Here is a 16916-nt window from a genome sequence, read left to right as displayed (position 1 = left end):
ATGCTGAGAACATCCTCCCTTGTCCTGCTGATCTTCTCACGCCCCAGGAGTGAAGGATCACATCCCCACCCCTCCCCGCGCGACGACCAAACTGTTTGACGCCACTGTGTACCAACTGCGCCGGAGTTACCCTGAGATAAGCCTGCGCCGTCCGATGCGTTCCACCCTATGCGTAGCGCCTCGCCCTCGCCAACCTCATAGTTAATTTAACGTTAACAACACAAAGCCGCGCCCGGCGAGGCCAAATCGGCTCAACGGCATGGACGCTGCAAAGCCCGTTCTGCACAACAGCCGAGGGAAGGCGCGTTGCGCAAAAGCGGGACAGAAGTGTCTCGCGGCAAGCAATCCGGGGGCGAAGGACAAGGACATGAAACACCCATCGAGCCGCGAGTTCTTCGCCTATTGGAATGCGAAGCGCGGCGATGCCCGGGCGCCGGACCGCAGCGAGATCGAGCCGGGCGCAGTGCGCGAACTGCTCGGCGACATTTTCGTGCTGTCCTATGACAACTCCGCCGGCTATCCGTTTCGCGTCGCCGGAACCCGGGTCAGCGCCCTGCTCGGCCGCGACCTCAAGGATGCCAGTTTCTCCGCGCTGTTCACCGAGCATAGTCGCGGCGAGATCGAGGAAATCATCACCTATGTCGCGGAAGAAATGCTGCCAGCGATCGCCGGCGTCACCGCCACCTCGGACGATGGCAAGACGGCGCATCTGGAGTTGTTGCTGCTGCCGTTCAACAACCGGGCGCATGCGCCGATCAGCCTGACCGGATTGCTGGCGCCATTTGAAGACAACCTCACCACGATCGGCGATTTCAAGTTGACGTCGTGGCGCTATGTGCACACGCCGCAAAAGTTCGTCCCCCGCGCCCTGCGCAAGCTCGCCATCGCGCGCGGCTTCATGGTCTATGAAGGCCTGCGGTAATCACGAACCACTGGTTCGCTGACATAGCATGGTCCGCCTGACCATGCTCGAAAACGCTCCAGAAACAGCCCTCAAAAAAAGCACGGCCGAGCATTGCCTAAACGCGAGGCGTCAGGCAGGGTCGAATCACGACGTGGAGCCGGGCCACATCGCCGAATGATGCCCCGAGAGAAATCTCGCAGGGCACGTTCCGTTGTAACCTCGGAGATCCAAGAATGCCGTTCAAGAAATTGTTGCTCGCCGCCGCAATTGCCACTGCCGCGGTGGCGACGCAGGCCCATGCCGACGCCCTCGATAACATCATGAAGTCGAAGGTCATCAAGGTCGCGGTGCCGCAGGATTTTGCGCCGTTCGGCTCGGCCGGGCTCGATCTCAAGCCGCAGGGCTACGACATCGACATGGCCAACCTGATCGGCAAGGAACTCGGGGTGAAGACCGAGATCATTCCGGTGACCAGCGCCAACCGCATTCCCTATCTGCAGACCAACAAGGCCGACCTCGTCATCTCCAGCCTCGGCAAGAACGAGGAGCGCGAAAAAGTCATCGACTTCTCGATCGCCTACGCGCCGTTCTTCTCCGGCGTGTTCGGCACCAAGGCCATCGCTGTTGCGAGCGCCGCCGACCTCAAGGGCAAGACCATCGGCGCCACCCGCGGCGCGATCGAGGAGCAGTCGTTGACCGCCATGGCGCCGGCGGATGCCACCGTCAAGCGCTTCGAGGACAACAACGCCACCATCGCCGCGTTCGTGTCCGGCCAGGTCGACCTGATCGCCACCGGCAACACGGTCGCGGCTGCGATCGCCGAAAAGGTCCCTGCCCGTGCGCCGGCGCTGAAATTCGTGATCAAGGACAGCCCCTGCTATGTCGGGCTCAACAAGAACGAGCCGGCGCTGCTTGCCAAGGTCAACGAGATCATCACCAAGGCAAAGGCATCGGGCGAGATCGGCAAACTGTCGGAGAAATGGCTGAAGGCACCGCTGCCGCCCGGCTTCTGACGTAAGACCGGGGGCGGCCGAGTGTCCTACAAGCTGCAATTCGCCGAACTGCTACCCTACTGGAACGTGCTGCTGTATGGGCTGGTCTTCACGATCGTGCTGACGATCGTGTCGACCGTCGCCGGCATCGCCGTGGGCACCGCGGGCGCCGCGGCGCGCACGTTCGGACCCGTTTGGCTCGGCCGCATCGTCGCCGTCTATGTGGAATTGATCCGCAATACGCCGTTCATCGTGCAACTGTTCTTCATCTTCTTCGGCCTGCCGGCGCTGGGGCTGAAGCTCAGCGAAACCACCGCGGCCTTCCTTGCGATGGTGATCAACCTCGGCGCTTATTCCACCGAGATCATCCGCGCCGGCATCGAGGCGGTTCCGAAAGGGCATATCGAGGCCGGCCTCAGCCTCGCCATGACCAAATGGGAAGTGCTGCGCCACATCGTGCTGAACCAGGCGTTCCGGAAAATCTATCCGGCGCTGTCGTCGCAGATCATCATCGTCATGCTGGGCTCGGCGGTGGTGTCGCAGATCTCGGCGGAAGACCTGACCTATGCCGCCAACTTCGTGGCATCGCGGAACTTCCGCAACTTCGAGGTCTACCTGCTGGTCGCGCTCGCCTACCTCGTACTCGCAATGCTGATGCGCGCCGCGCTGCGCGCGCTCGGCCGCGTCATCTTCAAGGCGAGGTGAACCATGCTGCAGTTCAGTGTTTGGGACATACTCTCCAACCTGTTGATCGCCACGCAGTGGACGATCGTGCTGTCGCTGATCGCGTTTGTCTGCGGCGGCATCGTCGGGCTGGTGCTGTTGTTCATGCGGACGTCGCGGATCGCGCCGCTGGAATGGTTCACCAAGGTCTACATCGAGTTCTTCCAGGGCACGCCGCTGTTGATGCAGCTATTCCTGTTCTTCTTCGGCATCGCGTTGTTCGGCGTCGAGGTCTCGCCGTGGGCTGCCGCGACGCTGGCGCTGACATTCTGGACCAGCGCGTTCCTGACCGAGATCTGGCGCGGCTGCGTCGAATCCATTCCAAAAGGCCAGTGGGAGGCCTCCTCCAGCCTGGCGCTCAGCTATATCGAGCAGATGCGCTATGTCATCCTGCCGCAGGCCTCCCGCATCGCGGTCGCGCCAACCGTCGGCTTCTCGGTGCAGGTGATCAAGGGCACCGCGCTCGCCTCGATCATCGGCTTCGTCGAACTGACCAAGGCCGGCACCATGCTCAACAACGCGACCTTCCGGCCGTTCCTGGTCTACTCTCTGGTCGCGCTGATCTATTTCTGTCTTTGTTTCCCGCTGTCCTGGTGGGCGAAGAAAATCGAAGGCCGCCTCAATGTCGCTCGTTAGCATTCGTGACGTCAGGAAGAGTTTTGGCCAGAACGAGGTGCTGAAAGGCGTCTCGCTCGATATCGCCAAGGGCGACGTGGTCGCAATCATCGGCCGTTCCGGCTCGGGGAAGAGCACCCTGCTCCGCTGCATTAACGGGCTGGAGACCTATCAATCCGGCAGCATCGTCGCCGACGGCATCGAGGTCGGCGGCGCCGCTACCAATCTGCGGGAGCTGCGCCGCCACGTCGGCATGGTATTCCAGCAGTTCAACCTGTTTCCACATCTCACCGCGGCCGAGAATGTCATGCTGGCGCCGACCGTCGTCAACAAGACGTCCAAGGCCGAAGCCCGCGCCACCGCCGCCGAGGTGCTGGCCAAGGTGGGCCTGTCGGAAAAGATGGATGCCTATCCGAGCGAACTCTCCGGCGGCCAGCAGCAGCGCGTCGCCATCGCCCGCTCGCTGGCGATGCGGCCAAAAGTCCTGCTGTGCGACGAGATCACCTCCGCGCTCGATCCCGAGTTGGTCAACGAAGTCTTGCGCGTCGTCGAGCAATTGGCGCGAGAGGGCATGACGCTGATCCTGGTCACGCACGAAATGCGCTTCGCCCGCGACGTCGGCACCAAGCTCGTCTTCATGCACCACGGCAAGGTGCATGAGGAAGGCGTGCCGAAGGAAGTGTTCGCCGCGCCGCGCACCCCGGAACTGCAGCAGTTCGTCGGACAGGTCGGCTGAGCAAGGGCATTCGTCAAGCCCGGCACCGCGGCCAGTTGCTTGAAGCTCAAGACAACGTCACATTGTCGAGAAATGGCTGCCACGAGCGCGCCTCTTTGCTGGCCTTATCAAATTGTCCATCCTCTAACAGCTTGCCGACACATCTGAAGTACTCGCAAAGGAATGACGCATCCGGCAATTGGTACACGTGCTCGTCCGGGACCCACAGATGAAATTTCCTGGCGGAGACGAATGCAGACATGATTGCCGGTTTGAGATCAGGCACATTGTCCGGCCAGCCTGACGACGCGGTCCGATTTTTGAGGCTGTCTGAAAGACTGCGAAATTTAGAGCCGAGGCTCCGGAGCTCGGAAGCTCTCTTTTCATCCGACTTCCGGTTTAGCCACTCTAATGAGACGCCAAGTACGATACCGGTCCAGAAGACCACGGCAAATTTGAACCAGCGCTGGCGGTCCAGTGCGACAAGGTCTTCAAAAACTGTCGTAGCCGCCGCGTTCGGATCGGAGAGGACGCTTTCGACCAGCCATTTTCCAAGGATAGGCGCGATCAGCGGGATCAGCAGAAGACCCCAAATTCCAAACAGAAACTGTTTATGCCATTTGGACATGGAGTCTTGTTGTTTAGCCCAACTGAACAACCATCCAGCCGAATTAAAAGTTCCACGCGTATCGCGCGCCAACCCATGGCCATTCTGCTATGCGATCGGCAACCGTTCTCGACCTTGATGTTGCGCGATCCTTTCTCAGCGTCCGGTGAAGACGGCGGCGCGTTTCTCGATGAACGCATTGCGCCCCTCGAGCGCGTCGGTGCTCAGGCGGATCTCCGCCTGCGTCTCGATCTCGCGGCGGAACTGGTCGGCATAGCTCGCGTGCTCGCTCTCGTCGATCAGACGGCGCGTCGCGACCAACGCACGCGTCGGCCCGCTCGCGAGCTTGCGGGCCAGTTCGAGCGCGCCGTCGGGCAGCGCCGCGTCATCAAACACCTCGCGGACCAGGCCCCACTCCTTGGCCTGATCGGCGGATAGCGCCTCGTTGGTCATCATCAGTTCGAGCGCGCGCTGCCGGCCGATAAGACGCGGCAACAGCCAGGTTGAACCGAGATCAGGGACCAGCGCGATGCGGCTGAACACCTGGATGAAGCGGGCTGAACGCGCAGCGACGATCATGTCGCCGGCCATCGCAAGGCTGAATCCGCCGCCCGCGGCCACGCCGTTGACGGCAACCACGATCGGCACGCGGCACTCGCGCATCGCCTTGAACGCCGGCCAGTAATATTTCATCACGCCGGCCGCGATGTCATCGCCGAGGATCTGCGCAGCCTTTAAATTCTGGCCCGAGCAAAAGCCGCGGCCGGCCCCCGTCAGCACCAGCGCCCTCACGTCTGGATCGCCGGTCGTCTCGGCAATCGCAACGGCGAGGTCGCCCAACAAATCGGGCGTCATCGCATTCAGGCTTGCCGGCTCGTTCAATGTCAGAATGCCGACATTACCGTGTCGCTCGCGTTTCACCCCCGGCATTTTCCCTCCGTTCGCTAGCATTTTTGGCCGGCCCGGATAGGGGCGGCAGATAGCCCTAATGCTACCGAAGCGATGCGACGAAGCACAATCGTCATTCGCAGGATTTGCCGAAATCACTGCTCTTGGAGAGTGTCGCCGCCCGGAACGGTGGGCTGTGCGCCTTTCCCCACACGTAGCCCAGCCACCTCCAATACGTCGCAGCCAGCACCATCACGAGCACTAGCGCAACCGCGGTCAGCGCCAGTCCGGTGCGGACGAAATCGCGTGCGCTGAACGTATCGGTACCATAGGCGACCATATTCTGCGGCGCGTTCACCACCAGAATGAAGCCGAAGCTCACCACGAACTGCAGCAGCATCGTCATGCCGATGATGTTGATTCCCGGCGTCACGACGCTCTTCAGCACAGCGATGACGATCGGGATCATCGCCGATGCCAAAGCGGTGGCACTCGCAAAGCCCAAGTGAATCACCACCAGGAACAGGCTCATCACGGCAAGAATGAACAAGGCCGTCGCGTTCTTCAGGCCGAACGCCGTGACGACGATATTGGCAAGCCAGGTCGCCGCGGTGGTTTGCAGCAGTGCCGTGCCGAGGCTGATCCCGACGCCGAACAGGATGATCGTGCCCCACGGTATCTTCGGCTGCGCCTCCTTCCAGGTCATGATGCCGAATCCCGGCAGGAACATCAGCGCGACGGCGGTGATCGTCGTCGTACTGGTATCGAATTTGTGCAGCACGCCCTCGGTCGCCCAGAATCCGATCAGGACAACCGACAGCAGCAGCAGTTTGATCTCGGCTGATGTCATCGGCCCGAGCTCCGACAGCGATTTGCGGATTCCCTCACGGCCGCCCGGCACCTGCGCAACTTCCGCCGGCATCATCCGCGTCATTACGAAATACAGCGCGATGCACATCACGAGCGAAGGGCCCGGCTGCGATCAGCCAGTCCAGCCAGGTGATGGTCCTGCCGGACGCCTTTTCAATGAAGCCAATGGCCACCATGTTCTGCGCTGCCGCTGTCTTGATGCCGACATTCCAGATGCTGGCGGTCTGCACCGTCGTGATCATCAGCATGCCGGCAACGGCACCGCGCCTGTCGACGCCGAAGGCGGCGATGATGCCGAGCGTGATCGGCACCAGACAGGCGACGCGCGCAGTGGTGGACGGCACCATCAGCGCGATCACGAAGCCGACCACGATCGTACCGATCACGACATTCCTGGTTTCCGTGCCAACCCTCGACAGGATGGTGAGCGCAATTCGCCGGTCCAGCCCGGTTGAGGTCTTTGCCGCAGCCAGAAACAGCGCGGCCGCCACCAGCACCAGCGCGGTGTTGGCAAACCCGCCGAACGCGAGACCGAGCGCCGCGCTCGTACCCGTCAAGCCTTGGGATTGGCGACACTCGGCGCCAGCCCGAGCAAGATGCCATCAGCGCGGCGATGACCACCGCCGACACCGCGTAATCGATCGCCTCGGTCATCCAGATGATCACGGCGAAGCCGAGAATGGCGACCATGCGATGGGCCGCGACCGGCAAATCCGCGGGGGTCGGCAGCAGAAGGATGCCGGCAAGCACCGCGGCGATCACCTGTTTCCGAATCTGCACACAAGAGAAGTGCATGAGCATGAAGACTCCTCCACGCATGCGCAGGGAAGCGACGCGCCGGGCCGCGTTCATCAGTCGACGGGCAGCGCGCGCAGCTCCATCGAACAGACCGACTGGCACGATGAATCCGAACGGCTGTTCTTGAAAACGCTCGCCGGCCGGCTCGACACGGCGATCACATCAGGCGAGACCTCGGCCCTGACGATGGTTGCATCGCCCCGGGCGCTTGGCATGATCAGAACGGACTATTCGGCCGTGGTGCGAAAGGCCCTGCATGGCGAGATCGCCAAGGATCTGATCAAGATGCCGGTCTATGAAATCGAGAAGCAACTTCTCGCCTGACGGCCGAGCAGCGCGCGGGTTGTTCAGCCGGCGCTGATCAAGAAATTCGCCCGGATGAGCGCGACGCAACCTTCATCCGGGTCGATCACCTGCTTTTGCAACTGCTGATAACACATCGTTAACCCTGTCGGCCTTAGGGTCTTGGCGACGCCGAAAGACCGGCTGTCTGGTGGCGAAGAATGTCGTTTGCGCAAAAGAAAACAACCACGGTCCCGTCCGCAGAGGAGCGGCGGCGCTTTCAGCGCGTCAAGGTCCACCTGCTCGGCCGCTACATGCTGCCCGATCGCCGCGAATTTCCTTGCCAGATCATTAACATGTCGCCGGGTGGCCTCGCGCTGCTGGCGCCCGGCATCGGCAATGTCGGCGACCGCGTGATCGCCTATCTCGACCATATCGGCCGCGTCGAGGGCAAGATCACCCGCATCATCGACAATGGCTTTGCCATGACGGTCGGCGCCACCGCGCGCAAGCGCGATAAGCTGGCCGCTCAGCTCACTTGGCTCGCCAACCGCGATATCCTCAACCTGCCGGAAGACCGCCGCCACGACCGTATCGTGCCGCGCAACCCGATCGCGCTCCTGACCCTCGAGGACGGCAGCAAGATGACCTGCCGCATCATCGACCTGTCGCTGTCGGGCGCCGCGATCGCCGCGGAGAACCGCCCACCCCTGAAATCCCTGGTCATGCTCGGCAAGGTCCAGTCCCGCGTGGTGCGGAACCTCGAGGAAGGCTTTGCGCTCGAGTTCGTCCACGAGCAGGTCGCCGAGACGCTCGAAGACGCAGTTACCGCGCGGTAAAGCGCCAGCCGGCAAAAAATCCCGACTTTTCAGCCTCAAAGGTGGTATCCGCGCGATAGGATGCCGCCTTTTCGCTGTTTGGCACCGGCCAAAGTCGGTTAATGCCGTCGCCTTTTCCGTCAGCAACGCCTGCGGTTCCAGCGTCCCCGGCGTTAATAGATAAAATTTGAATCAATTGCAGTTGTCTCAGATTTTAGTCGAGTTCGATGCAAGCATAGTTTCGAATTCGCTGCGCGCTTTACTGGCATTCGCGTCAAATCTACTTGCCTGACTTAGCAGCGGCGCAAATCCTTTGTGCGAAACGTGGTCCCAACAAAAAACGGGGGCCACAATGTCATTCAGGGGACGGGGAAAGGGACTGGCTGTTATCGCCGCCCTTTTAGGGATCAGCGCTTCGATGTGCGTCTCGGCGAAAGCCGGCGACGTGCTCTATGCCAGCCTGGGCGAGACCGCACGTGCGCCGATCGGCTGGGTCGAATTCTGCGCTGAAAACGCCAGCGAATGCCGCGGTGGCACTTCGCAGCCGCGCGACATCGTGCTGTCGCAGACGGCATGGCGGGATCTGCTGCGGGTCAACAAGTGGGTCAACGAGACCGTCAAGCCGATCACGGACATGGATCATTGGGGCGTGATCGAGAAGTGGTCGTTGCCGACGGACGGTTACGGTGACTGCGAGGACTATGTGCTTCTGAAGCGCAAGATGCTGGTCGATGCCGGATGGCCGCGCGAAGCGCTGCTGATCACGGTGGTGCGCGACAAGAAGGGCGAAGGCCACGCAGTGCTGACCGTGAAGACGGATAAGGGTGAGTTCGTGCTCGACAACCAGAACGAAAACGTTCTGGCCTGGACCGAGACCGGCTACCGCTTCGTCAAGCGTCAGTCGCAGAGCGATCCCAATGTCTGGGTCTCGCTTGGTGACAGCCGCCCTGCCGTCGCCACCGCTTCGTCACGCGATCGATAACGAGACAAGGAATTTACGAACCCGCGACCCGGTCACATCCCCACCCCTCCCCGTCCCAGACCGGTTCGCGCGCGGCCAGGCTTCCCCCAAAGCCTGGCCGCAACCTTTTTGGGATATGGGTAGCGCCGAAAGCTCACGCCGCCAGCGCCACACGCGAGGTCGATTTCTGCCGCATCGGCTTGCCGCCAGGCGGGCCTGAGGGCTTGTGGTCGAGCATCGAGAGCGCTTCGAGAATCTCGTCGATTGTCACGATGCGCCTCGTGCCCGCCAATTCGCGTAGCGCGGGATTTGACGTTACCGCAGCCGCATCCGACGCCCAGGACGCGAGGATTGCGCGCTTTTCGGCGAGCGAAAGCGTCTTGTCGGCGACCACATCAAGGGGGTGATCGAACGCAGTGCCCGGATGCAGCACGGCATTCAGATCATAGACATTGTCTGCCTGATCAATCATCGATTTTGTCCTCCCGAGTATAGAGAACGCCTCCCGCCCGACAGGCTCGGGCGGGCGCCTGCGGTTCTATCGCGGGGCGTGGCGGGCTTAGGCCGCCTTCGCCTCGATCTGCTGAACGTTGTTCGGCGCCGTGCCGTTGATCGCGATTTGGCGCGGCTTCATCGCTTCGGGCACTTCACGGAACAATTCGATCCGTAGCAGGCCGTCCTCGAAGGACGCGCTCTTCACCTGCACATGATCCGCAAGACTGAACTGACGCTTGAAGGGCCGCGCGGAAATACCCTGGTAAAGATATTCGCGCTGCTCCTTCTCGGACTTGCGGCCTTCGATCGTCACCGTGTTCTGCTCGGCGGTCACGGAAATCTCGTCGACGGCAAAGCCGGCCACGGCGAGCGAGATCTGGTAACGGTCTTCGCTCAGCCGTTCGATGTTGTAGGGAGGGTAGTTATCCTCGCCGGCGCGTTGCGCGGTCTCGACGAGGTCGAAAAGGCGGTCGAAGCCAATGGTCGAGCGCCAGAGGGGTGAGAAGTCGTATGTGCGCATAGCCAAATCCTCCATGGAGCAAGTTGGTTACGAGCGGCACCGGACACGACCGGTGCCCGTCTCAAGGCCGGGCCCGTCAGGCGCCCGGACCGCCCAGCGGCGGCAGCAAAAAAATTAGAAAAACCGGATTTGGTTTCAAGGGGGATGCTAAAATTTTTTTGGCGGAGCCCTAGGAGCCCCGACCCGGGTATCCTGGCTTTCCCTCAAAGCCGAGGCCCAGAGATTTACGAGCGCGCGCCTAGTGACGATAATGCGCCGGCCGAATCCTGGAAGGAAAGCGCCGCCCGATGGACATGCTGGTCAAGCTTTACGCGCTGCCTTCCTCCCGGGACGCGTTTGAGCGTCTCGGCAAGGCCGGCATCACGACGCGGCGGGCGCTCGCCCCCGAAAAGCACAAGGTGGTCGCCTGGGTCCGGCAAAACTTCAGCGAGGCCTGGGCCAGCGAAGTCGAGGTGGCGTTTTCCCGACAACCGGTCTCCTGCTTTATCGCCGTCAGGCAAAAGAACATTTTGGGATTTGCCTGTCATGACGCGACCTGCCCCAACTTCTTTGGGCCGACGGGCGTGGACCCGAACGAAAGGAAGCACGGCATCGGCAGGGCACTGCTGTTCAATTGCCTCGAAGCCATGAAGCAGCAGGGATATGGCTACGCCATCATCGGCGGAGTCGGTCCTGCCGAATTCTATGCAAAGACGGTCGGCGCGATACCGATCGAGGGCTCCGAGCCCGGCGTTTATCGCGGGCTGTTGTAGCGCGGACGGTCCGGGAGGACGACATGGCCGAACGCGAAATCGATGCCATCCGCAAATTGCTGACGTCAAAGCCGCGGCCGGTCGGCTGGTCGGAACGGCGTGAACGTCTCGACGAAGTTGGCTCGACTTGGCCGGTGGCGCCGGACGTGCGATGCGAGGCGGTCGATTGCGATGGCGTTACCGGCGAGTGGTCGATTGTTTCAGGCAGCGTACCTTCGCGCGTGCTGCTGTATTTTCATGGCGGCGGATACTGCTCGGGCTCGATTCTGAGCCATCGCCGCCTGGTGACGGAGGCCGGGCGCGCGGCGGGTACGCGCACGCTGGCGATCGACTATCGGCTTGCTCCCGAACATCCCTACCCCGCCGCCCATGAAGACGCCCTCACCGCGTGGCGCTTTCTGCGCCGACAGGGCATTGCGGCATCAAGCATTGCTATCGGCGGCGACAGCGCCGGAGGCAACCTGGCGCTCGGCTTGATCCAGCGCCTGCGCGCCACCAACGAAGAATTGCCGGCCTGCGCCTGGCTGCTCTCGCCGTGGACCGACCTCACGATGTCAGGCGGCACGCTAAGGACCAAGGACGCCGTCGATCCGCTGATCCACAAGGCCTATCTCGACGAACTGGCGGACGGCTATGCGCCGCCATCGATCGATCGCCGGGACCCGCTGATCTCGCCCCTGTTCGCCGATTTCTCGCGATTGCCGCCCATCCTGATTCAGGTCGGATCGGCCGAGACATTGCTGGCCGACGCCACGCGGCTTGCCGAGGCCGCGGGCGCGACTGACGTCGATGTGACGCTGCAAATCTGGCCGCACATGATCCATGCGTGGCCGGTCTGGAATGCCCATCTCGAGGACGGCCGCCGCGCGCTGGCACGCGCCGGCCAGTTCATCCGGGCGCAGATGCGTTAGCCCAGGCGTCCGCTGGGGCCATTCAGAAGCTGTTTTGTTCGCGATTCCAGACATTTCCGGCAAATCCCGGGTTTTAGCCGAGTCCGCCCTGTGCTATTTTGGAACTTTGGAATCACGTCCGGATTTGAAGTCGCATGATCGAACTCGGCCCCCGGAGTGCCAGCCCCATCGTGCGTTTCGGCGGTCAGCCGATTGCGATCGCCGCTGTGGCTCTCATTGCTGTTGTACTTGGAGTTAGTTCTATCGCCCTCTGGCGCGCCTATACCGGCAGCGCGCCGGAGACCGATCGCGCGGTTGCGGCCCGGCAGTTGCAGGCGCGCGCCACGCAGGCATCCGAGCAACTGGTCGAGAAGACCAAGGGATTGGAGGCGACCCAGCAGGAATCGATCGACCAGTTGCAGATGGTGCAGGATCAGCTGTTGACGGTGCGCCGCCTGCTCGCCGCGCAGCAGGCCGACACCAAGAAGCTTTCCGAGCAGCTCGGCACGCTGACCGAAGCTGTCGACGGGCTGCGCCAATCCTTCGCCAGTGCGCAGGCCTCCGAACCCGCCGCCGCCCCCTCGCCGCGCAAGCGGTCAGTCAAGGCAGCGCCCCGCTCAGGCAGGTCGGCAAACCGCGGCCGTGCCAAGGCGCGCGGCTAGCTGCCCCGGGGCGACGCCTCCCCACGCGACGGGCCGATATGACGGGCCGATATCCTGTGTTCGGCAACATTGGCGTGCTCCTTTCACAGGCTAGGCCCGCCCGTGGCCTCGTCGGCGGGATACTTTCCACCGTTAAGATATCCGATGTCGCAAGTTTTTTGCGCCTTTGTGAACTGGTTCACATATCCCCGCAAGATTCCCGGTCATGCTGAAATTCACCGGATGGCGTGAGCCGATTTCAATATCCGGGGCTGGCAAGGTCGTTGACGGTATACTGCGTCGACGGCCTTGTTTTTTGCCTGATTTTTGGACGATCGAGCTCCCCCGGCCGGCGGCCCTCTCGCAAGCCGGTGATTTGCGTTCGCGCCCGTTTGCAAGCTGAATGCGCCTCCCCAAAAGGAGGACCTGCCAATGAGCGCCGAACCCCAACTGACGTCAGATGTCATCGGATTGACCAAGGTCGCGCCGTTCTCGCGTCGCGGTTTCATGACGGCATCCGCCGCGGTGACCGCAGGCTACACGCTGGCGGCCGGGCCGGTGCGCGCCGACGCGATCAAGACCGATACCGGCGGGCTTGCCGACGGCGAGGCCAAGATCAAGGTTACGGACGGCGAGATGCCCGGCTATTTCGCGCGGCCGGCCGGCGTCAGCAATCCGCCGGTGGTGCTGGTGGCGATGGAGATTTTCGGCCTGCACGAATACATCAAGGACGTGACGCGGCGCCTCGCCAAGCTCGGCGCGCTCGCAGTGGCGCCGGACTATTATTTCCGCAAGGGCGACCTGAGCAAGATCACCGACATTCCGCAGCTGATGCCGCTGGTGAATTCGAAGCCGGACGCCGAGCTGTTGTCCGATCTCGACAGCACGGTTGCCTGGGCCAAGTCGCAGGGCGGCGATACCGCGCGGCTCGGCATCGTCGGGTTCTGCCGCGGCGGGCGAACGGTCTGGGAATATGCCGCCCACAGCGGTACGCTCAAGGCCGGCGCCGCGTTCTATGGCTCGCTGGTCGATCCGCCCAACCCGGCCTGGCCGAAGAGCCCGACCCAGCTCGCGGGCGAGATGAAGGCGCCGGTCATCGGCCTCTACGGCGAGGCCGATGCCGGAATCTCGGTGGCGCAGGTGGAAGCCTTCAAGGCGGCGCTGGCGGCCGACAAGAAGACCGCCGAGCTCAAGATCTACCCCGGCGCCCCGCACGGCTTCCACGCCGACTATCGCCCGAGCTACCGCAAGGACGCGGCCGAGGACGCCTGGTCCCAGATGCAGGCCTGGTTCAAGAAGTACGCCGTGCTCGGCTAGCCGGGCCGCCTCAATAGCCGTGTGCGAGGGGACCAAAATGAGACGGCGCCAGTTTGTTTCACTACTCGGTAGCGCCGCGTTGGCGCCGCTCGTTGCCCCACGTGTCTACGCCGACGTGGCCGACGACTGCGGCGTTCCGGCGGCACGCCACGACGGCTGGCCCCTCGCCTCCGGCAATGAGGACAAGCTCATCGACCGCGCCGCGCTGTGCAGGATGGCCGATCGGCTCGTGGCTTCCGGCGCCAACGTTCATGCCGTTCTCGTCGCACGCGGTGGCAAGCTGGCGTTCGAACGCTACTTCCGCAATACCGACGAGATCAGCGGCCGCCGCGTCGAAAACGTAGCTTTCGATGCCGGCACGCTGCACAACGTTAAGTCGGTTACGAAGGGCGTCGCGTCACTTGCGCTCGGGATCGCGATCGATCGCGGCCTGATACGCAGCGTCAACGAGCCGATCTTCAGTTTCTTCCCCGAATTGGCCGACTTGCGTTCCCCCGAAAAGGACCGCCTCCAATTGTTGCACGTGCTCACCATGTCGCTGGGTCTGAAATGGGTGGAAGCCATCCCGAGCAACGAGGGCAACAATGACGAGCAGCGCATGCATGTGGCGCCGGATCCGTGTCGTTATGTCCTCAGCCTTGCGTCGGCTGCGCCGCCCGGACAAGAATTTTTCTACAACACCGGCGCGCTGACGCTGCTGTCAGCCATAGTCCGCAAGGCCACCGGAGTCCCTCTCGACGAGTTTGCCCGCGAAGCGTTGTTCGGGCCCCTGGGTATTACCGAGTTCGAATGGATCAGGGTGAAGGGCGATTCCGATGCCGGTGGCGGATTGCGTTTGCGACCGCGTGATATGGCGAAAATCGGCCAGCTTGTTCTTGCCGGCGGCCGATGGAACGATCGTCAGATCGTTTCGAAGGCATGGATCGACGCTTCGATGAGACCACGGCTGGAAGCCACGGGTCCATATTTCTATGGATATCTATGGTGGCTCGGCCGCTCGCTCGTCAATGGGCGCGAGATCCACTGGGCCGCCGCGCTCGGTCGAGGCGGGCAGTCGATTCGTATCGTCCCGGAGCTCGATCTCGTTGTCGTGGTGACTGCGGGGTACTACCAGGACTACAGCACGCAAGCGTTTCAAGTTCAGGCCGGCGTTTTCAGGGATGTCTTGCGAGGGATCTCGCTGCCGGGGTGAACATGTGGGCGCCAACCCGCTACGTGATGCCCTCAATAGCTCATCGAGGCCTGCACCGATACGCGCCAGGAGCCGGCCCGGCTATATTGCCCGTCACTCATCGCCCTCGCCGCCAGCAGTTTTGAGTTGAAGTTCGTTCCTGCCGCAAAATCCAGTCCGGCTCCAAGCGAGGACAGCGTGGTGTCGCGCCTGGAGAACAGGTCCCGCCCCCACCCGGCGTCGGCGAGTAAAAACGGCGCCAGCGTGCCGGGCATCCAGGACGGCAGGCCGGGCGAGGAGAAATAGAGCGAGTTGCGCAGGATCAGGGCTTGGTCGACCACGCCGTCCTCGGTCACATAGCCGCGCACGGTGTTGATGCCGCCGAGCGAGACACGCTCGGTGTCCGGAAGCGGCTTGGAGGACGCCAGCACGGTGACTTCCGATTTCAGCGACAAACCCTTCGGCAACGGCGTCACGCGGCCATAGTCGAGGGCTACGAGATTGGTCTGCACGTTGGTGACGCGCCCATTGGTGAAGGCGCTCCAGGCCGTAGAATTGTTGCCGGAGAGGATGCCACTGGGATTGGACTTGAGACGGACGTCCAGAGTGTTGGTGCCGAGATTGTCCGACCAGCGCCCGTTCCACCCCACCACCAATTGGGCGACGTCGGCGCTGCCTTCGGCGACCGGCGTGCCGTCGAAGATGGTCGTACGCAGCTGATGCTTGAGCTCGACGCCGCCGAGCAGATCGCCGGTTGCCTGCGGCGCCAGATTGGAGAGCGCCGTGCGAATGATCGCCGACGCCTGGCTCGTCTGCGTCTTGATCCGGAACAGCTCGTTCGGCCGCTCGTTGGTCAGCACGTGATCGCCGACCACTTCGAGGCTGGTGCGCAGCCCGAGCGGCGTGAGCAGCCGTCCCGCCTGACTGACATATTTCGCATCGTCGGGCCGGTTGAACAGCCCGTCATCGACCCAGAAATTGCTGCTGCCGGTGAGCTGATAGGACGCAAAGATATCGGCCGAAGGCGCCCCGTTGGCGCCGACATAATACCGGTTACGATCCGTCGCGCGCGTGCCGCTGTTGGCGTAGCCGGCATAGACCTGCCACGGCTTGCGGTCTGTTACCTGGATGTTGACGTCGGTCATGCCGAGATCCTTGCCGGGGCCGAACACCGCTTCGACCTGGCGAAACGGATTGTGGTTGGCCCAGTCGAGATCGGTCTCGAGCTTGCGCGCATCGATCTCCTGACCGGGAACGAGGCGGATGCGGTCTTGCGGATAGTTTTCCGCCGCGGCGCCTGTCACCCTGATGCCGGCGACCTTGAACGCGATGACCCGCAATTGAAGCACGCCGCTCGATACTTCCTGCGGCGGCAGCGTGATCGATACGAATGGACGCCCGGCTTCGCGATAGACCGCGGCCACCTTCGCCTGCACTTCGGCAATCAGCTTGCGGCTGAACGGGCGATCAAGAAACGGCGTGAGCTGCTCGCGCAGGCCGACGGCGTCGATGCCGCTGACCTGACTGACATCGATGCCCTTCGCGCCGGCAGCCGGTTTTGCGTTGGCGTCTGGACCGACCAGGACGATGCCTTGAAGATTCACGCCGAGCGGTGTCGCGTCGTCGCTCCTCAGAAGATCGTCGGTGCCGAGCTTGATCGCGCTAGGACGGCGCGGCGGCTCCGGCGGCAGATTGCGTTCCACCATCTGCGCCTGCACTGCGCGGTCAGGCGCGGCCGCAACAGCGCAAGCCATCATCAGCGCGCAACCGATGCGGATGCCGCGCGCGCGACGCGCCACGCGCGCTCCGCCGTGTTGCGGAAGCCGCGGCATCATGACGACCGCAACCCGCGCAGGCCTTGCGGTGTCGACGTGTGGGTTCGCATGAGTCTGCACGTTCCGACGTTCTGTCGCACACACGGCGAACAATGAATGCGTCAACCATTATGGTTGATCAC

General features: G+C 62.7%; 19 protein-coding genes and 2 pseudogenes. 13 read left to right on the top strand and 8 right to left on the bottom strand.

Translation table 11 applies throughout. The features are described 5' to 3' along the window. The first annotated feature begins 367 nt into the window (after positions 1-367). The 5 genes from RX331_RS14885 to RX331_RS14865 all read left to right on the top strand — a co-directional run bounded on the left by RX331_RS14885 (position 368) and on the right by RX331_RS14865 (position 3970). Positions 368-922 carry a PAS domain-containing protein gene (locus RX331_RS14885; protein ID WP_317257260.1) on the top strand — a complete coding sequence of 185 codons (555 nt, stop codon included), beginning with the start codon at positions 368-370 and terminating at the stop codon, positions 920-922. Between the two features lie 215 nt (positions 923-1137). Beyond that, the gene (locus RX331_RS14880; RefSeq protein WP_317257259.1) at positions 1138-1917 is read left to right on the top strand and encodes a transporter substrate-binding domain-containing protein; all 780 of its coding nucleotides are present in this window, start codon (positions 1138-1140) and stop codon (positions 1915-1917) included. Positions 1918-1938: 21 nt separating this feature from the next. Beyond that, entirely contained in the window at positions 1939-2601 is a 663-nt protein-coding gene (locus RX331_RS14875) for an amino acid ABC transporter permease (RefSeq protein WP_317257258.1), read from the top strand. Between the two features lie 3 nt (positions 2602-2604). Further along, positions 2605-3255: an amino acid ABC transporter permease gene (locus tag RX331_RS14870; RefSeq protein ID WP_317257257.1), complete on the top strand. Its 651-nt coding sequence runs from the start codon at positions 2605-2607 to the stop codon at positions 3253-3255. Beyond that, positions 3242-3970: an amino acid ABC transporter ATP-binding protein gene (locus tag RX331_RS14865; RefSeq protein ID WP_317257256.1), complete on the top strand. Its 729-nt coding sequence runs from the start codon at positions 3242-3244 to the stop codon at positions 3968-3970. Before RX331_RS14870 ends, RX331_RS14865 begins: the two co-directional genes overlap by 14 nt. Before the next feature lie 46 nt (positions 3971-4016). Here the strand turns inward: RX331_RS14865 and RX331_RS14860 are convergent, their stop codons facing one another. The 4 genes and pseudogenes from RX331_RS14860 to RX331_RS14845 all read right to left on the bottom strand — a co-directional run. Next, on the bottom strand, positions 4017-4577 hold the full coding sequence (locus RX331_RS14860) for a hypothetical protein (RefSeq protein ID WP_317257255.1): 561 nt from the start codon (positions 4575-4577) through the stop codon (positions 4017-4019). A gap of 135 nt (positions 4578-4712) precedes the next feature. Beyond that, positions 4713-5486 carry an enoyl-CoA hydratase-related protein gene (locus tag RX331_RS14855; RefSeq protein WP_317257254.1) on the bottom strand — a complete coding sequence of 258 codons (774 nt, stop codon included), beginning with the start codon at positions 5484-5486 and terminating at the stop codon, positions 4713-4715. Positions 5487-5577: 91 nt separating this feature from the next. Then, positions 5578-6805, bottom strand: a pseudogene (locus RX331_RS14850) (SLC13 family permease). Between the two features lie 157 nt (positions 6806-6962). Next, positions 6963-7025: pseudogene (locus RX331_RS14845) on the bottom strand (hypothetical protein); the annotation flags it as partial. Between RX331_RS14845 and RX331_RS14840 the strand changes: the two are divergent. Beyond that, positions 7008-7436, top strand: a complete 429-nt coding sequence (locus tag RX331_RS14840; protein WP_317257253.1) for a host attachment protein — start codon at positions 7008-7010, stop codon at positions 7434-7436. The pseudogene RX331_RS14845 and the gene RX331_RS14840 overlap by 18 nt on opposite strands. A gap of 179 nt (positions 7437-7615) precedes the next feature. Next, on the top strand, positions 7616-8233 hold the full coding sequence (locus tag RX331_RS14835) for a PilZ domain-containing protein (RefSeq protein WP_057843932.1): 618 nt from the start codon (positions 7616-7618) through the stop codon (positions 8231-8233). Here RX331_RS14835 and RX331_RS14830 read toward each other — a convergent pair. After that, positions 8220-8408, bottom strand: a complete 189-nt coding sequence (locus RX331_RS14830; RefSeq protein WP_317257252.1) for a hypothetical protein — start codon at positions 8406-8408, stop codon at positions 8220-8222. The genes RX331_RS14835 and RX331_RS14830 overlap by 14 nt on opposite strands. Positions 8409-8564: 156 nt before the next feature. On the opposite strand from RX331_RS14830, the gene RX331_RS14825 reads away from it, so the two are divergent. Then, entirely contained in the window at positions 8565-9194 is a 630-nt protein-coding gene (locus RX331_RS14825) for a transglutaminase-like cysteine peptidase (protein WP_283034020.1), read from the top strand. Between the two features lie 133 nt (positions 9195-9327). On the opposite strand, the gene RX331_RS14820 is transcribed toward RX331_RS14825, so the two are convergent. After that, complete coding sequence (locus RX331_RS14820) at positions 9328-9645, bottom strand: hypothetical protein (protein WP_317257251.1); 318 nt, start codon at positions 9643-9645, stop codon at positions 9328-9330. Positions 9646-9732: 87 nt separating this feature from the next. Next, positions 9733-10188 carry an Hsp20 family protein gene (locus RX331_RS14815; RefSeq protein WP_317257250.1) on the bottom strand — a complete coding sequence of 152 codons (456 nt, stop codon included), beginning with the start codon at positions 10186-10188 and terminating at the stop codon, positions 9733-9735. Positions 10189-10475: 287 nt separating this feature from the next. Between RX331_RS14815 and RX331_RS14810 the strand changes: the two genes are divergently transcribed. The 5 genes from RX331_RS14810 (at position 10476) to RX331_RS14790 (ending at position 14980) form a co-directional block, all read left to right on the top strand. Next, the gene (locus tag RX331_RS14810; RefSeq protein ID WP_317257249.1) at positions 10476-10940 is read left to right on the top strand and encodes a GNAT family N-acetyltransferase; all 465 of its coding nucleotides are present in this window, start codon (positions 10476-10478) and stop codon (positions 10938-10940) included. A gap of 23 nt (positions 10941-10963) precedes the next feature. Next, a complete protein-coding gene (locus RX331_RS14805; protein WP_317257248.1) occupies positions 10964-11851 on the top strand; it encodes an alpha/beta hydrolase in 888 nt (295 codons plus the stop codon). A 134-nt stretch (positions 11852-11985) separates the two neighbouring features. Next, the gene (locus RX331_RS14800; protein ID WP_317257247.1) at positions 11986-12492 is read left to right on the top strand and encodes a hypothetical protein; all 507 of its coding nucleotides are present in this window, start codon (positions 11986-11988) and stop codon (positions 12490-12492) included. Positions 12493-12903: 411 nt separating this feature from the next. Continuing rightward, the gene (locus tag RX331_RS14795; RefSeq protein WP_317257246.1) at positions 12904-13788 is read left to right on the top strand and encodes a dienelactone hydrolase family protein; all 885 of its coding nucleotides are present in this window, start codon (positions 12904-12906) and stop codon (positions 13786-13788) included. Between the two features lie 37 nt (positions 13789-13825). Next, positions 13826-14980, top strand: a complete 1155-nt coding sequence (locus tag RX331_RS14790; RefSeq protein WP_317257245.1) for a serine hydrolase — start codon at positions 13826-13828, stop codon at positions 14978-14980. 32 nt (positions 14981-15012) lie between these two features. Here RX331_RS14790 and RX331_RS14785 read toward each other — a convergent pair whose 3' ends face one another. Continuing rightward, positions 15013-16758 (bottom strand): ShlB/FhaC/HecB family hemolysin secretion/activation protein, encoded by a 1746-nt coding sequence (locus RX331_RS14785; protein WP_317257244.1) that lies wholly within the window; start codon positions 16756-16758, stop codon positions 15013-15015. Between the last annotated feature and the right edge of the window lie 158 nt (positions 16759-16916).

The organism is Bradyrhizobium sp. BWA-3-5 (assembly GCF_032917985.1).
Lineage (GTDB): Bacteria > Pseudomonadota > Alphaproteobacteria > Rhizobiales > Xanthobacteraceae > Bradyrhizobium.
Note: the sequence above shows the minus strand (reverse complement) of the source record. Positions and strands in the feature narration are given on the sequence as shown.

Bases quoted from the DNA above. Each gene is read 5' to 3' on its own strand.
- RX331_RS14885 (WP_317257260.1), top strand. From the start codon at position 368: ATGAAACACCCATCGAGCCGCGAGTTCTTCGCCTATTGGAATGCGAAG.
- RX331_RS14880 (WP_317257259.1), top strand. From the start codon at position 1,138: ATGCCGTTCAAGAAATTGTTGCTCGCCGCCGCAATTGCCACTGCCGCG.
- RX331_RS14870 (WP_317257257.1), top strand. From the start codon at position 2,605: ATGCTGCAGTTCAGTGTTTGGGACATACTCTCCAACCTGTTGATCGCC.
- RX331_RS14865 (WP_317257256.1), top strand. From the start codon at position 3,242: ATGTCGCTCGTTAGCATTCGTGACGTCAGGAAGAGTTTTGGCCAGAAC.
- RX331_RS14860 (WP_317257255.1), bottom strand. From the start codon at position 4,577: ATGTCCAAATGGCATAAACAGTTTCTGTTTGGAATTTGGGGTCTTCTG.
- RX331_RS14855 (WP_317257254.1), bottom strand. From the start codon at position 5,486: ATGCCGGGGGTGAAACGCGAGCGACACGGTAATGTCGGCATTCTGACA.
- RX331_RS14840 (WP_317257253.1), top strand. From the start codon at position 7,008: ATGGGCCGCGACCGGCAAATCCGCGGGGGTCGGCAGCAGAAGGATGCC.
- RX331_RS14835 (WP_057843932.1), top strand. From the start codon at position 7,616: ATGTCGTTTGCGCAAAAGAAAACAACCACGGTCCCGTCCGCAGAGGAG.
- RX331_RS14825 (WP_283034020.1), top strand. From the start codon at position 8,565: ATGTCATTCAGGGGACGGGGAAAGGGACTGGCTGTTATCGCCGCCCTT.
- RX331_RS14820 (WP_317257251.1), bottom strand. From the start codon at position 9,645: ATGATTGATCAGGCAGACAATGTCTATGATCTGAATGCCGTGCTGCAT.
- RX331_RS14815 (WP_317257250.1), bottom strand. From the start codon at position 10,188: ATGCGCACATACGACTTCTCACCCCTCTGGCGCTCGACCATTGGCTTC.
- RX331_RS14810 (WP_317257249.1), top strand. From the start codon at position 10,476: ATGGACATGCTGGTCAAGCTTTACGCGCTGCCTTCCTCCCGGGACGCG.
- RX331_RS14805 (WP_317257248.1), top strand. From the start codon at position 10,964: ATGGCCGAACGCGAAATCGATGCCATCCGCAAATTGCTGACGTCAAAG.
- RX331_RS14800 (WP_317257247.1), top strand. From the start codon at position 11,986: ATGATCGAACTCGGCCCCCGGAGTGCCAGCCCCATCGTGCGTTTCGGC.
- RX331_RS14795 (WP_317257246.1), top strand. From the start codon at position 12,904: ATGAGCGCCGAACCCCAACTGACGTCAGATGTCATCGGATTGACCAAG.
- RX331_RS14790 (WP_317257245.1), top strand. From the start codon at position 13,826: ATGAGACGGCGCCAGTTTGTTTCACTACTCGGTAGCGCCGCGTTGGCG.